The sequence below is a fragment of the Bradyrhizobium macuxiense genome, assembly GCF_001542415.1.
GTDB lineage: Bacteria > Pseudomonadota > Alphaproteobacteria > Rhizobiales > Xanthobacteraceae > Bradyrhizobium > Bradyrhizobium macuxiense.
In genome coordinates, this window is sequence record NZ_LNCU01000082.1 from 45,256 (window position 1) to 59,465 (window position 14,210).

Genomic DNA, 14,210 nt, shown 5'->3' on the forward strand with positions numbered 1-14,210 from the left:
CCGGCGGCGCATTCGCGCTCGCCGCTGATCCATCGTTACTGGCTGCGCACGCTCGGCATCGAGGGCGGCTATGTGATCGAGGCGGTGCCGCCGGCCGACTTCAAGGATTTTATTTTCCGCCTGTCGCTGCGCGGTTTCGTCGGTGCCAACGTCACGCTTCCACACAAGGAGCATGCGCTGGCGTTGTCGACGCCGGACGAGCGGGCCCGCGCCGTCGGCGCCGCCAACACACTGTGGTTTGCCGAAGGCGAGTTGCACTCGACCAATACCGATGTCGAGGGCTTCATCAACAATCTCGACGCTTCCGCGCCTGGCTGGGACAAGACGACGGATGCGCTGGTGCTCGGCGCCGGCGGCGCGGCGCGCGCGGTGGTGTTCGGCCTGATCGAGCGCGGCATCGCGCGCGTGCATCTCGTCAACCGCACGATCGACCGCGCCCGTGTGCTCGCCGATCAGTTCGGCCCACGCGTTCAGCCGGCGACATGGGACGCGGTCAACGAATTGCTGCCGCGCGCAGGCCTGCTGGTCAACACGACCTCGCTCGGCATGCATGGCCAGCCTGCGCTCGAGATCGATGTCGGCCGGCTGCCGCAAAGCGCCGTTGTGTCCGATCTTGTCTATGTGCCGCTGGTGACGCCATTGCTCGCGGCGGCAAAGGCACGCGGGCTGAAGACCGCGGATGGGCTCGGCATGCTGCTGCATCAGGCGGTGCGCGGCTTTGAATTGTGGTTTGGACCGCGCCCGCAGGTCACCCCGGAACTACGTGCGCTTGTCGAGGCCGATCTCACAAAGACTTGAGGCATGGAATAGCGTCGCAAGGCTGGGGTCCAGCGTTGGGTCAGCTCTTGATCCCTCCGGAGACCATTCCATGCCGTTCCGCCGTACCCAATTCGTTCGCCCGTTCATCGCGCTTGCGATGGTGACGGCGTCCACGCTCTACGCGATCGCGCAGCAGCCGCCCACGCCGACACGTGTCCGTGGAACCGTCGCAGGCGTCGACGGCGATACGCTCGCGGTGAAGTCGCGCAGTGGTGAAGATGTCAAGCTGCACATGGCTGGTAACATCGTCGTGCTCGGCCTCACCAAGATCGCGCTGTCGGATGTCAAGGTTGGTTCCTTCATCGGCACCACCACGGTGCCCGGACCCGACGGCGTGCCGAAGGCGGTCGAGGTGCATGTGTTTCCGGAGAACATGCGCGGCACCGGCGAGGGTTCGCGGCCCTGGGATCTCAAGCCCAACAGCAGCATGACGAATGCCACCGTCGCCCAGTCCGTCGTCAGCAACGACGGCCATACGCTGCTGGTGAAATACAAGGACGGCGAGAAGAAAGTCGCGGTGTCGCCGGATACGCCGATCGTGACCTATGTTGCCGGTGACAAGTCTGAGCTGAAGGCCGGCGCCAGGATCATCGCCTTCATGAAGAAACTGCCTGACGGTTCGCTGGAAACCGACCGCGTCAGCGTCGGCCGTGACGGGATCACCCCGCCGATGTGACGCGCAGCGAAGCTCTCTCAACACGTCGTCCCGGCGAACGCGGGGACCCATAACCACCGATCATTGTTGTTGAGTAGAACTGCAGCCATTGCCGTGCCAAACCTCGTGCGGTTGTGGTTATGGGTCCCGGGTCGCGCGGAGCCTGTCATCGGGCGCGCGTTTGCGCGACCCGTTGGCTTGCCTGGGACGACGAAGATTGCATAGCCCGGACGAGCCACAGCAGAACGCTGACGCATCACGCGTTCGCTACCGCAGTAACAGACCCCTCATCCAGCGCGTAGTCGTCGATCGTGTCACCTCTCCTGCAAAGAGCAGCGACACGCACGGAATACCATCAATCCCCCGGTGTTCCTGAGTCCGCCAGCCAAACCCATGAGGGACATCATGTCGAAATCGCCGCTCTTCGCCGCATTGCTTCTCGTCGCATTCACTTCGATCGCATCGGCGCAGCAGCCGCCAAGCGTACGCATTCGCGGCACCATCGAGGCCGTCGACGGTCCGACGCTGTCGATCAAGTCGCGCGACGGAACCGACATGAAGGTACAGACGACCGACAACGTCGCGGTGTTCGGCGTTGCCAAGACCGACCTGTCGGAGATCAAGCCGGGTTCCTATATCGGCGTCACCGCGATGCCGGAACCTGACGGGACGCAGAAGGCGATCGCGGTTCACATCTTCCCGGAGAACCAACGCGGCGCCGCCGAGGGCTTTCGTCCCTGGGATCTGCGCGCCAACTCGACCATGACGAACGCCACCGTCGCCGAGACGGTGAAGGGCACCGACGGCCAGAACATCCTGGTGAAGTACAGGGACGGTGAGAAGAAAGTCGTGGTGCCGCCGGGCACGCCGGTCGTGACCTTCGTTGCCGGCGACAAGTCCGAGCTGAAGCCGGGCGCCAAGATCATCATCTTCGGCGCGGTGAAGAAGGCCGACGGCACGCTGGAAGCCAACCGCGTCAATGTCGGCCGCGACGGGATCGCGCCGCCGATGTGATGCGAAGCGAAACTCTCTCAACACGTCGTCCCGGCCTAGTGCGCAATTGCGCACGGGAGCCGGGACCCATAACCACCGATGGTTCTTGTTGAGAAAAGCTGTGGCCACGGCTGTGCCAAATCTTGCGCGGCTGTGGTTATGGGTCCCGGGTCGCGCGGAGCCTGTCATCGGGCGCGCGTTCGCGCGACCCGTTGGCTTGCCCGGGACGACGAAGATTGCGGGGACGCTACACCGCCAGCACGTGATCGTCGATCTCCGCGATCGTGTTGACGCCGCACAGCCCCATCGTGGTGGTGAGCTCCTTGGCCAAAATGTCGATCGCTTTTGCGACGCCCTCCTGACCGCCGGCGCCGAGGCCGTAGGCATAGGCGCGGCCGATCATGCAGGATTTCGCGCCGAGCGCGAGGGCGCGCATCATGTCCATCCCGGTGCGGATGCCGCCGTCGAACATGATCTCGATCTGCGAGCCGACCGCATCGGCGATCTCGGGCAGCACCTCGATCGACGACGGTGCGCCGTCGAGCTGGCGGCCGCCGTGGTTGGAGACGACGATCGCCTGCGCGCCGGTCTTGGCGGCGAGCTCGGCGTCCTCGACGTCGAGGATGCCCTTCAGGATCAGCTTGCCCGGCCAGATGCTGCGGATCCAGTCGATGTCCTTCCAGTTCAGCGAGGTGTCGAACTGCGATGCGGTCCATTCCGACAGCTTGGTGAGGTCCTCGGTGCCCTTCACGTGACCGGCGATGTTGCCGAACGTGCGGCGCTTGCCTTGCAGCACGCCGGAGACCCAGGCCGGCTTGGTCGCGAAATCGATCAGCTTCGACAGTGACCATTCCGGCGGCACCGTCATGCCGTTCTTGATGTCCTGATGGCGCTGGCCGATCACCTGCAGGTCGACGGTGAGCACCAGCGCCGAGCACTTCGCCGCGATCGCGCGCTCGATCAGCGATTTGATGAAGCCGCGGTCCTTCATGACGTAGAGCTGGAACCAGAACGGCTTGTCGACGGCGGCCGCGATGTCCTCGATCGAGCAGATCGACATCGTGCTCTGGGTGAAGGGAATGCCGGCCGCCTGCGCCGCGCGGCAGGCGTAGATTTCGCCGTCGCCGTGCTGCATGCCGAGCAGGCCGACCGGCGCCAGGATCAGCGGCATCGCCGAGGGTTCGCCAAGGATCGTGGTCGACAGGCTGCGCTTGGAGACGTCGACCAGGATGCGCTGACGGAACTTGATCTGCTGCAGGTCGGCGGAATTCGCGCGCAGCGTGTCCTCGGTGTAAGAGCCGCGGTCCGCATAATCGAAAAACGCCTTCGGCACCCGGCGCTTGTGCAGCTGGCGCAAATCTTCGATGCAGGTAATGTGCTTCATGGACGTTCCCGGCCCTCTGGTCTGTCGCAAATCTTGCAGGTCTTTGGTCTCGCCGTCATCTAGCATGGTTGGACCGCCTGCCAAATCGCCCAGCCGAATCTTGTGCGGCGTTTCCGGCGGAGCGGATACCGGTTGGCGGGAAGACCGAAAGGGAGAGCACGATGACGCAATCAGGCTCCAAACCGAAGACTGATGAGAGTGCCGAAAAGCGCCGGCTCGACGAGGCGCTGGAGGAAGGGCTGGAAGAGACATTCCCGGGTTCCGACCCTGTCAATGTCACCCAGCCGGCCCCGACCAAGGGCGACAGCCACGTTCGGCGCAAGGGCGAGGATTAATCGATAATCCTGCGCCGGCATGGCGCCGGAAGGAGTAATCCTTATTTCGCAATGACTTAGTGTCGAACTCTATGGTTCGATGACGGTAACGATTCATCATATTTTTTGAAGTCATTTTAGCGGCTGAGGGTCTATAAGGCCGATGCACGCTAAACTGGTGAGCGTTCAGGGCTCTCTCGTCGGGTGGTCGAGGGGGCTGTGTTTGGGGGTTACATGAGCCGCAAGTATTTCGGGACCGATGGTATTCGGGGCCGCGCCAATGGACTGATCACGCCTGAGCTCGCGCTCAAGGTGGGGCAGGCCGCAGGTCTGGTGTTTCAGCGTGGCGATCATCGCCATCGCGTCGTGATCGGCAAGGATACCCGGCTGTCCGGCTACATGATCGAATACGCCATGGTTGCGGGCTTCACCTCGGTCGGTATGGACGTGCTGCTGCTCGGCCCGATCCCGACGCCGGCGGTCGCGATGCTGACCAAGTCGATGCGCGCTGATCTCGGCGTGATGATTTCGGCGTCGCACAATCTGTTCGAGGACAACGGCATCAAGCTGTTCGGCCCGCAGGGCTTCAAGCTGTCCGACGACGTCGAGAAGCAGATCGAGCAGCTGCTCGACGAATCGCTCGACCGCCGCCTGGCGCAGAGCGCGAGCCTCGGCCGCGCCCGCCGCATCGACGGCGTTCATGACCGCTATATCGAATTCGCCAAGCGCACGCTGCCGCGCGACCTCAGCCTCGACGGCCTGCGCGTCGTGATCGATTGCGCCAACGGCGCCGCCTACCGGGTGGTGCCGGAAGCGCTGTGGGAACTCGGTGCCGATGTCGTTCCGATCGGCGTCGAACCCGATGGCTTCAACATCAACAAGGAATGCGGCTCGACCTCGCCGGAGGCGCTGTCCAGGAAGGTGCGCGAGATGCGCGCCGACATCGGCATCGCGCTCGATGGCGACGCCGATCGCGTCATCCTGGTCGATGAGCGCGGCCACATCGTCGACGGCGACCAGCTGCTCGCGGTGATCGCGCAAAGCTGGAAGGAAGAGGGGCGCCTCTCCAAGCCCGGCATCGTCACCACCGTGATGTCCAATCTCGGGCTCGAGCGCTTTCTTCAGGATCACGGCATGCACATGATTCGCACGCCGGTCGGCGACCGCTACGTTCTCGAGCAGATGCTGGCGGGCGGCTACAACCTCGGCGGCGAGCCGTCGGGCCATATCATCATGTCGGACTACTCGACGACCGGCGACGGCTTCGTGGCCGCGCTGCAGGTGCTTGCCGTGGTGCAGAAGCTCCGCCGCCCGGTGTCGGAGGTCTGCCGGCGTTTCGATCCATTGCCGCAGATTCTCAAGAACGTGCGTTACCGCAGCGGCAAGCCGCTCGACGACGCCGAGGTCAAGTCCGCGATCACCGACGGCGAGAAGCGCCTCAACGGTCACGGCCGCCTGCTGATCCGCCCCTCCGGCACCGAGCCCGTGATCCGCGTGATGGGCGAGGGCGACGACCGCATCCTGGTCGAAGAGGTCGTGGACAATATTGTCAGCGCGCTCGGCCACGCCGCAGCGGCTTAGAGATCTGCTGATTCTAATCTTGAGCCTGCTTGACCCGTCATCCTGAGGAGCGCGTAGCGCGCCTCGAAGGATGTACGGCTCGGCTAGTGGCCGTGCATCCTTCGAGACGCGGCCAAGAGGCCGCTCCTCAGGATGACGGGGATAGAACTCGGACGCTGGCCGCACAGCGCATCGCTGCCATCGGCTGGAGGAGCTGGTCGCAACCACCTCCGCGTCTTATGACACGGAGGTATTTTTGCGAATCTGTTTCCCGGAATGCTGCATTGAACAAGCCGGTCGTGAGTGAAGAAGCGCTGGGCGAACCAGTGCCGATGTCCGAACTGACGCCGGGGCTGGCTGCGAAAGCGGCTGCCGCGGGGCCGGTCTATGTCGTGCTCGCCGGCATCAGCTTCTCGCATTTCCTCAACGACACGATGCAGTCGCTGATCGCTTCGGTCTATCCGATCCTGAAGGACAATTACGCGCTCGACTTCGCGCAGATCGGCATGATCACGCTGGCGTTCCAGTTCACCGCATCGCTGCTGCAGCCGGTGGTCGGGCATTTCACCGACAAGAAGGCGCAGCCGTTCTCGCTCGCGATCGGCATGGGCTTCACCTTCTTCGGCCTGCTGATGCTCAGCGTCGCACACGCCTATGGCGCGATCCTGATCGCGGCCTCGCTGGTCGGGCTCGGATCCGCGGTGTTTCATCCGGAATCATCGCGCATCGCGCGGCTGGCGTCGGGCGGGCGTTACGGTTTCGCGCAATCGGTGTTCCAGCTCGGCGGCAGCTTCGGCACCGCGATGGGCCCGGTGCTTGCCGCCTTGATCGTGGTGCCGTTCGGCCAGCCCTCGATCGCCTGGTTCTCCTCGATCGCGTTCCTCGCCATCGTGATCCTCTGGCGCATCGGCGCCTGGTACAAGCCGCAGATCGCCGCGAGGAAGGCGGCCGTGATCGAGCGGCATCCCGATCACCCGGACCAGCGGCGCGTCAGAATCGCGCTTATTGTGCTGGTCGCGCTGCTGATCTCCAAGCAGCTTTATGTCTCGAGCCTGTCGAGCTATTACATCTTCTATCTGATCGACAGGTTCGGTGTCTCGACGCAGGCGGCGCAGCTCTATCTCTTCGTCTTCCTCGCCGCGAACGCTGCCGGCGCATTCTTCGGCGGACCGGTCGGCGATCGGTTCGGCCGCAAGTATGTGATCTGGTTCTCGATCCTTGGCGCGCTGCCGTTCACGCTGGCGCTGCCCTATGCCGGGCTGTTTGCGAGCGCAGTGCTGACGGTGGTGATCGGCCTGATCATTTCGTCCGCGACATCGGCGATCATCGTGTTCGCGCAGGAGCTGATGCCGCATCGGTTCGGCATGATCTCCGGCGTGTTCTTCGGGGTTGCCTTCGGCATCGGCGGCCTTGGTGCAGCCGTGCTCGGCAAGCTGGCCGACCACACCTCGATCGCCTTCGTCTATCAGCTCTGTGCGTTCCTGCCGGCGATCGGTCTGCTCGCAGTGTTCCTGCCGAAGATGCCCAAAGCTGCGCATTGAGAGCCGTCGCGACGGTTGCGAATCGCGCTCGCGCGCAGGGTTAATCATTCGCTAACGCACGCGCGTTCCGTGCGGTGCAGTATCGCGATTTCATCAAAGCATCGTTAGGACTTGTGGCGGAATCGCCATCTTGCTGTGCCGTGCATGCATCACTCGCGCCGGAAAAGCGCAGTTGCTCGAAAATTGGTGAGGGATCGTCAACCTTAAAAATTAGGGTTAAGTGGCGCTTAAACATTTGCTGCCATGGTCCGGCCTGTGAGTTTCAGACGTGGGGCTTTCGCGTACGCCTCACTGGCCCAAAAGGACGAAGCCAATGCGTAGCGTTAAGTCTTTGATTGCCGCGGGCGCGGCATCCCTGCTGTCCTCAGCGGCGTTCGCCGCCGATATGCCCATCATGCCGCCGCCCCCGATGGCATACGCTCCGCCTCCGGTGCAGGACTTCGGCGGCTGGTATCTGCGCGGCGACATCGGCATGACCAATGTGACCGGCAAGTTGCACAACAATCTCTACGACACCTTGCCGGCCGGCTCGACGCTGACGCAGCAGGGCGAGGGCTTCAACGGCGGCGTGTCCTTCGGCCTCGGCGTCGGTTATCAGTTCAACAGCTGGTTGCGCGCCGACATCACGGGTGAGTATCGCTCGCGCGTCAGCTTCAGCGGCACCGACTTCTCCACGTTCCCCGGCGGCAGCGCGCTCACCGACGTTTATCAGGGCGGCTTTACGAGCTGGGTCGGACTGGCCAACATCTACGCCGATCTCGGAACCTGGTGGTGCCTGACACCGTTCGTCGGTGTCGGCGTCGGTGCTGCTCATATCCAGACCACCGGTCTTCAGGATTCCGGCCTGGCGTTTGCTCCGGGCTTCGGCTCCTTTGGAGCCGGCTCGTACTTCGCCAATGGCGCTTCGACAACCAACTTCGCCTGGGCCGTGCATGCCGGTCTCGCCTACAAGGTGAACAACAACTTCACCGTCGAACTCGCGTACCGCTATCTCAACATGGGAACGGCGGTTCACGGGTTCGGCCAGTCCTTCGACGGCAGCAATGCCGGCCCGTCGTCCTTCCAGTTCCGCGACCTGGTCTCGCAGGACGTGAGACTCGGTGTGCGCTGGGCTCTGCCTTGCTGCGACGTGCCGCCTCCGCCGCCGCCCCCGCTGATCACCAAGGGTTAATTTCCAGCCTTCATCGGTTAACGATTGCAAACGGCGCGGGATTATCCCGCGCCGTTTTTGTTTGTCGCTGACGTCGCGAGGTTTGCAACGTGAGCATGTCGAAAGTGGACGGCGACAACGATTGGTTAAGGTTAACAGGCGATGATCAGCGCGTCGTTTGGTGGGTGGATGGAGCGTGGCGATGCGTAAGTTGTTGCTGGCGGCGATGATGTTCGGGGCGGTGACCGGCGCGCGCGCGGCGGATCTCCCGGACCTGCCTGTTCTCCGCGGCGGCTTCAGCGAGGGGTTGGCCCAACCGACCACCAACTGGGAGGGCTTCTATGTCGGCGGACAAGCCGGCTACGGTTCGTCCGATGAGAATTTCAGCGGGACGAACGCCAACATGCTCTCCGCCCTGCTCGATCACAATGTCATCCAGCAAATGGACGTCGCGAATTGGAATCTCGGGCTCGGCAAGCAATCGCAGCGTTCGTCGGCCTTTGGCGCGTTTGCCGGCTACAACTGGCAATACGATGATGTCGTCGTCGGCGTCGAAGCGAGCTATATGCACGCCAACAACTTCGGTGGCAGTTCGACCGCGAGCAAAGAGCTGGTCAGCGGCGCCGCGTTGACCGACAAAATGTTCCATGACGTGCGCGTCGATTCGTCAGCCGGAATCGCGATTACGGACTTGGCCACCTTCCGCGCCCGTGCCGGTTATGCCTGGGGTTGCTTCCTGCCCTACATGTTCGGCGGCGTCGCGCTGGGCAATGCCAACATCTCACGGTCCGTCACCGTCTTCGATGCCATCAGCTCCACGGGAGCGGCCGGATCGTTCACGTCGCTTGCGACCCTGAGCGCATCGGATGTGCTGCACAATCACCTGGTGTACGGCTACAGCGGCGGCCTTGGCGTCGATGTGAGGTTGATGGCGGGGCTCTTCATGCGCGCGGAGTGGGAGTACGTTCGCATCACTTCCGTCGTCGACACCAACATCAACACGGTGCGCGTCGGCCTCGGCTACAAGTTCTGATCTGCGGCGCTGCATCGGCTTGACGGCGCATTGTGCGGCTGATCGAATGCCGCTCCGCAAGCGGAGCGCAATCAGTGAAAATCTACGGCGACGCCAATTCAGGCAATTGCCTGAAGGTGAAATGGGTGTGCGACAAGCTCGCGCTGCCCTACACATGGATCGAGATCGACACCCTCAAAGGCGGCAGCCGGACGGCGGGTTTCCTCAAGCTGAACGGCTGGGGGCAGGTGCCGACGGTCGAGCTCGACGACGGCCGCACGCTGGCCCAGTCCAACGCCATCATCCGCTATCTCGCGCGCGGCAGCGATCTGATCCCGGGCGACGCCTATCGTGCCGCGCAGATGGATGCCTGGATGTTCTGGGAGCAGAACACCCACGAGCCCTATGTGGCCGTCTGCCGCTTCCACATCGTGTATCTCGGCAAGGCCGTGGCGGACCTCGATCCGAACCTGGTGAAGCGAGGCCATGTGGCGCTCGATCACCTGGAGCGGCATCTCGGCGGCACGCGATTCCTGATCGGGGACGCGTTTTCGCTGGCCGACGTTTCGCTGCTCGCCTACACACGCGTCGCACATGAAGGCGGCCTCGAGCTCGACCGCTACCCCATGATCAATCGCTGGATCGCGGACGCCGAGCGCGCGCTCGGCCTGCCGCCGGCGCGCTGACCTCAAACGGAATAAACGACAATGACCGGATCATCATCGATCACCATTCGCCGTGCCACTCGCGAAGACATTGCCGCCGTCGTCGGGATGCTGGCGGACGATCCGCTCGGCAGCGCGCGCGAGCGGATCGAGGATCCGTTGCCGCAAAGCTACTATCAGGCGTTCGAGCGGGTTGATCGTGATCCCAATTTACAGCTCGTTGTCGCCGTCGACGGCGACGGGATCGTCGTCGGTTGTTTGCAACTGGCCGTTCTGCCGGGCATTAGTTCGCAGGGCGGCTCGCGCGGCCTGCTCGAGGACGTGCGTGTTGCAAAGCATTGCCGCAGCCGCGGCATCGGCGAGAAGCTGGTGCAGTGGGCGATTGCGGAAGCGCGCACGAAAGGCTGCATGCTCGTCGAGCTGTTGACGCATCACACGCGCGTCGATGCGCAACGCTTCTATGAACGGCTCGGATTCGCGCGCAGCCATGTCGGCATGACGATCCGCTTTTGAGATGCGTGCGCGAAGTTGTGTTCTCTAGCTCCGCGAGCCTGCGGTAGTTCTCGCTCTGCTATTCGGTTAAGGAGCAATAAACTAAGCTGATCTCCGTGATTTTACGGGGAGGAACGAGTCCGGTATCTCGGCGTCTCCCATCGGGCACAGCAGCTTGGGGATCTTCGATGCCAGCTTATTCGATCGTGCGGGTCGGCAACGAATACATCGTGCAGGCCGGCGAAAAGAGCATCTTAAAAATCGCCAGCCGCCGCAGGGCCGTCAAGCTGGTGACCGACGCCGCGGAGCTGTTGGTTCAGCAGGTGGTATCGCGGGTCGAGGATGCCCCATCAATCAGCTGTGATTCCGACAGCCTGCCCGATACGTCCAAAGTTCCTTGACGTTTTGGGGCCCTTCCACTATCTCCGACGGCGGGAAACCTCTCCCCACCGAGAGGCAGCTATCTGGAAGGGTAGATTATGACTGCAGCGAAGCCCGCTTCGCGGCCTCATGTGCCGCATTTCTCCTCCGGCCCTTGCGCCAAGCGCCCCGGCTGGAACCCCGAAAATCTCAAGGACGCCGCGCTTGGCCGCTCGCATCGTGCGAAGGTCGGCAAAGCCAAGCTCAAGCTCGCGATCGAACTGACGCGCGAAGTGCTTGAAGTGCCCGCCGACTACAAGATCGGCATCGTGCCGGCGTCCGACACCGGCGCGGTCGAGATGGCGCTGTGGTCGCTGCTCGGTGCGCGGCCCGTCACCACGCTCGCCTGGGAATCCTTCGGCGAGGGCTGGGTCAGCGACATCATCAAGGAATTGAAGCTGAAGGACGTCACCAAGCTCAACGCGGCTTACGGTGAAATTCCGGATCTCTCCAAGGTCGATCAGAAGTCCGACGTCGTCTTCACCTGGAACGGCACCACGTCCGGTGTGCGCGTGCCGAACGCTGACTGGATCAGTGAGACCCGCGAAGGCCTCACGATCTGCGACGCGACCTCGGCCGCCTTCGCGCAGCCGCTCGATTTCGCCAAGCTCGACGTCGTGACGTTCTCTTGGCAGAAGGCGCTCGGCGGCGAGGCTGCGCACGGCATGCTGATCCTGTCGCCGCGTGCGGTGGAACGGCTCGAGACCTACAAGCCGGCCTGGCCGCTGCCGAAAATCTTCCGCCTCACCAAGGGCGGCAAGCTCAATCAGGGCATCTTCGAGGGCGAGACCATCAACACGCCGTCGATGCTCTGCGTCGAGGACTATCTCGATGCCCTGAACTGGGCGAAGTCGATCGGCGGCCTGAAGGCGCTGATCGCGCGCGCCGACGCCAACACCAAGGCGCTCGCCGACTGGAAGGCGAAGACGCCGTGGATCGATTTCCTGGCCAAGGATCCCGCGATCCGCTCCAACACCTCGGTGTGCCTGAAGTTCACCGATCCCGCGATTACCTCGCTTCCATCAGATGCGCAGGCCGACTTCTGCAAGAAGCTGGTCGCGCTGGTGGAGAAGGAGAACGCCGGCTTCGACTTCGCGTACTACCGCGATGCGCCGGCGGGCCTGCGGATCTGGTGCGGCGCCACTGTTGAAGCAAAGGACGTCGAGCTGCTCACGCAGTGGATCGACTGGGCCTTCGCCGAGACCAAGGCAGCGCTGCCCAAAGCGGCCTGAGCTTTCCTTTGTCACCTCTCCCCCGTTCTTACGGGGAGAGGTCGGATTTCTCCGGGCGATGAGCAGCATCGTTCCGTGCGATCCGGGTGAGGGGCCCCTCCGGCTTCTCCCTCGCCTGTGTTTGCCCCTCACCCCAACCCACTCCCCGTAAGGACGGGGAGAGGGAGAAGTGATCAGAGACTTCATCACATCGGTCCAAGGGACCCGCCTGCCGCAGGGCAAAGGAACATTTCAAATGTCAAAACCCAAAGTTCTCATTTCCGACGCGCTGTCTCCCGCCGCCGTGCAAATCTTCAAGGACCGAGGCGTCGAGGTCGACTTCCAGCCCAACCTCGGCAAGGACAAGGAAAAGCTTGCCGAGATCATCGGCGATTATGATGGCCTCGCGATCCGCTCGGCCACCAAGGCCACCGCCAAGATCCTCGAGAAGGCGAAGAAGCTGAAGGTGATCGGCCGCGCCGGCATCGGCGTCGACAATGTCGAGATCCCGGCCGCGACCGCCAAGGGCATCATCGTGATGAATACGCCGTTCGGCAATTCGATCACGACTGCCGAGCACGCGATCACGCTGATGCTGGCGCTGGCGCGCGAGATCCCGCAGGCCGACGCCTCGACCCAGGCCGGCAAGTGGGAGAAGAACCGCTTCATGGGCGTCGAGATCACCGCCAAGACGCTTGGCGTGATCGGTTGCGGCAATATCGGCTCGATCGTCGCCGATCGCGCGCTCGGCCTGCGCATGAAGGTGATCGCGTTCGATCCGTTCCTGTCGCCGGAGCGCGCCAAGGATATCGGCGTCGAGAAGGTTGAGCTCGACGATCTGCTGAAGCGCGCCGATTTCATCACGCTCCACACGCCGCTGACCGACAAGACGCGCAACGTCATCGACGCGGCCGCGATCGCCAAGATGAAGAAGGGCGTCCGCATCATCAACTGCGCCCGAGGCGGTCTGGTCGACGAGCAGGCGCTGGTCGATGCGCTGAATTCCAAGCATGTCGCGGGCGCCGCCTTCGACGTGTTCATCGAGGAGCCGGCGACCACGAACGTGCTGTTCGGCCACCCCAACGTGATCTGCACCCCGCATCTTGGCGCCTCCACCACGGAAGCGCAGGAGAACGTCGCGCTGCAGGTTGCCGAGCAGATGTCGGATTATCTGTTGTCGGGCGCGATCTCGAATGCCGTCAACTTCCCCTCGATCACTGCGGAAGAAGCCCCCAAGCTGAAGCCGTTCATCGAGCTCGCTGAAAAGCTCGGCTCGTTCGCCGGCCAGCTCACCGAGAGCGGCATCCTCAAGACCCAGATCACCTATGAGGGCCACGTCGGCGAGATGAAGATCAAGGCGATCACCTCGGCGGTGCTGTCCGGCCTGCTGCGGCCGATGCTGGGCGAAGTCAACGTTGTCTCCGCGCCTGTCGTCGCCAAGGAGCGCGGCATGGTGGTGGACGAGGTCGTGCGCGCCGCGCAGAGCGACTATGAGAGCCTGATCACGGTCACCGTCACGACCGAGCGGCAGGAGCGTTCGGTGTCCGGCACCGTCTATGCCGACGGCAAGCCGCGCCTGGTCGACATCAAGGGCATCCGCGTCGACGCCGAGTTCGGCAAGACGATGGTCTACGTGACCAACGAGGACAAGCCGGGCTTCATCGGCAGCTTCGCGAGCCTGCTCGGCGATGCCAGGATCAACATCGCGACCTTCCATCTCGGCCGCGTCAAGCAGGGCGGCGACGCCATCGCGCTGGTCGAGGTCGATGGCGCGGTGCCGGCGGAGGTGCTCGCCAAGGTGCAGGCGCTGCCGCAGGTGAAGCAGGCCAAGGTGCTGACGTTCTAACTCTCTCCACCGTCATGGCCGGGCGTAGCCGTCTGAAGGATGGTGTCGCTTCCGCTCGCCTATGACCCGGCCATCCGCGTCTTCCTGACCACGCGTACGTTAATGCGTGGATGCCCGGGTCAAGCCCGGTCATGACGAATTGAGACTT

At 63.4% G+C, this 14,210-nt stretch carries 14 protein-coding genes; 13 read left to right on the plus strand and 1 reads right to left on the minus strand.

The genetic code is table 11. From position 1 onward, the window contains the following. The 3 genes from AS156_RS24415 to AS156_RS24425 form a co-directional block, all read left to right on the plus strand. Positions 1-798: shikimate dehydrogenase (locus tag AS156_RS24415; protein ID WP_245313040.1), on the plus strand; the 798-nt coding region annotated here is incomplete at its 5' end. Between the two features lie 118 nt (positions 799-916). Further along, positions 917-1,495: a hypothetical protein gene (locus AS156_RS24420; protein ID WP_082747710.1), complete on the plus strand. Its 579-nt coding sequence runs from the start codon at positions 917-919 to the stop codon at positions 1,493-1,495. Positions 1,496-1,879: 384 nt separating this feature from the next. Next, the gene (locus AS156_RS24425) at positions 1,880-2,488 is read left to right on the plus strand and encodes a single stranded DNA-binding domain-containing protein (protein ID WP_066509718.1); all 609 of its coding nucleotides are present in this window, start codon (positions 1,880-1,882) and stop codon (positions 2,486-2,488) included. Positions 2,489-2,714: 226 nt separating this feature from the next. On the opposite strand, the gene AS156_RS24430 is transcribed toward AS156_RS24425, so the two are convergent. Then, positions 2,715-3,851, minus strand: a complete 1,137-nt coding sequence (locus AS156_RS24430) for an alpha-hydroxy acid oxidase (protein ID WP_066509616.1) — start codon at positions 3,849-3,851, stop codon at positions 2,715-2,717. 161 nt (positions 3,852-4,012) lie between these two features. Between AS156_RS24430 and AS156_RS43480 the strand changes: the two genes are divergently transcribed. The 10 genes from AS156_RS43480 to serA all read left to right on the plus strand — a co-directional run bounded on the left by AS156_RS43480 (position 4,013) and on the right by serA (position 14,062). Further along, positions 4,013-4,186 (plus strand): hypothetical protein, encoded by a 174-nt coding sequence (locus AS156_RS43480; protein WP_201456098.1) that lies wholly within the window; start codon positions 4,013-4,015, stop codon positions 4,184-4,186. A gap of 213 nt (positions 4,187-4,399) precedes the next feature. After that, positions 4,400-5,746, plus strand: coding sequence for a phosphoglucosamine mutase (glmM, locus tag AS156_RS24440; protein ID WP_066509627.1), 1,347 nt, complete (start codon positions 4,400-4,402; stop codon positions 5,744-5,746). A gap of 263 nt (positions 5,747-6,009) precedes the next feature. Then, on the plus strand, positions 6,010-7,266 hold the full coding sequence (locus tag AS156_RS24445; RefSeq protein ID WP_066509629.1) for an MFS transporter: 1,257 nt from the start codon (positions 6,010-6,012) through the stop codon (positions 7,264-7,266). Between the two features lie 313 nt (positions 7,267-7,579). Beyond that, positions 7,580-8,437, plus strand: a complete 858-nt coding sequence (locus AS156_RS24450) for an outer membrane protein (protein ID WP_066509632.1) — start codon at positions 7,580-7,582, stop codon at positions 8,435-8,437. 181 nt (positions 8,438-8,618) lie between these two features. Beyond that, positions 8,619-9,449: an outer membrane protein gene (locus AS156_RS24455; protein ID WP_201456100.1), complete on the plus strand. Its 831-nt coding sequence runs from the start codon at positions 8,619-8,621 to the stop codon at positions 9,447-9,449. Positions 9,450-9,523: 74 nt separating this feature from the next. Beyond that, the gene (locus AS156_RS24460) at positions 9,524-10,114 is read left to right on the plus strand and encodes a glutathione S-transferase family protein (protein WP_066509726.1); all 591 of its coding nucleotides are present in this window, start codon (positions 9,524-9,526) and stop codon (positions 10,112-10,114) included. Between the two features lie 21 nt (positions 10,115-10,135). Further along, the gene (locus AS156_RS24465) at positions 10,136-10,606 is read left to right on the plus strand and encodes a GNAT family N-acetyltransferase (RefSeq protein WP_066509634.1); all 471 of its coding nucleotides are present in this window, start codon (positions 10,136-10,138) and stop codon (positions 10,604-10,606) included. Between the two features lie 167 nt (positions 10,607-10,773). Further along, entirely contained in the window at positions 10,774-10,986 is a 213-nt protein-coding gene (locus tag AS156_RS24470) for a hypothetical protein (RefSeq protein WP_066509636.1), read from the plus strand. Between the two features lie 78 nt (positions 10,987-11,064). Further along, positions 11,065-12,237 (plus strand): phosphoserine transaminase, encoded by a 1,173-nt coding sequence (locus AS156_RS24475; RefSeq protein ID WP_066509639.1) that lies wholly within the window; start codon positions 11,065-11,067, stop codon positions 12,235-12,237. A 235-nt stretch (positions 12,238-12,472) separates the two neighbouring features. After that, positions 12,473-14,062 (plus strand): phosphoglycerate dehydrogenase, encoded by a 1,590-nt coding sequence (gene serA, locus AS156_RS24480; protein ID WP_066509650.1) that lies wholly within the window; start codon positions 12,473-12,475, stop codon positions 14,060-14,062. Positions 14,063-14,210: the final 148 nt, after the last annotated feature.

Excerpts from the sequence above, each read along its gene's own strand:
- AS156_RS24425 (WP_066509718.1), top strand. The coding sequence starts at position 1,880 with ATGTCGAAATCGCCGCTCTTCGCCGCATTGCTTCTCGTCGCATTCACT.
- AS156_RS24475 (WP_066509639.1), top strand. The coding sequence starts at position 11,065 with ATGACTGCAGCGAAGCCCGCTTCGCGGCCTCATGTGCCGCATTTCTCC.
- serA (WP_066509650.1), top strand. The coding sequence starts at position 12,473 with ATGTCAAAACCCAAAGTTCTCATTTCCGACGCGCTGTCTCCCGCCGCC.
- glmM (WP_066509627.1), top strand. The coding sequence starts at position 4,400 with ATGAGCCGCAAGTATTTCGGGACCGATGGTATTCGGGGCCGCGCCAAT.
- AS156_RS24470 (WP_066509636.1), top strand. The coding sequence starts at position 10,774 with ATGCCAGCTTATTCGATCGTGCGGGTCGGCAACGAATACATCGTGCAG.
- AS156_RS43480 (WP_201456098.1), top strand. The coding sequence starts at position 4,013 with ATGACGCAATCAGGCTCCAAACCGAAGACTGATGAGAGTGCCGAAAAG.
- AS156_RS24450 (WP_066509632.1), top strand. The coding sequence starts at position 7,580 with ATGCGTAGCGTTAAGTCTTTGATTGCCGCGGGCGCGGCATCCCTGCTG.
- AS156_RS24430 (WP_066509616.1), bottom strand. The coding sequence starts at position 3,851 with ATGAAGCACATTACCTGCATCGAAGATTTGCGCCAGCTGCACAAGCGC.
- AS156_RS24465 (WP_066509634.1), top strand. The coding sequence starts at position 10,136 with ATGACCGGATCATCATCGATCACCATTCGCCGTGCCACTCGCGAAGAC.
- AS156_RS24420 (WP_082747710.1), top strand. The coding sequence starts at position 917 with ATGGTGACGGCGTCCACGCTCTACGCGATCGCGCAGCAGCCGCCCACG.
- AS156_RS24455 (WP_201456100.1), top strand. The coding sequence starts at position 8,619 with ATGCGTAAGTTGTTGCTGGCGGCGATGATGTTCGGGGCGGTGACCGGC.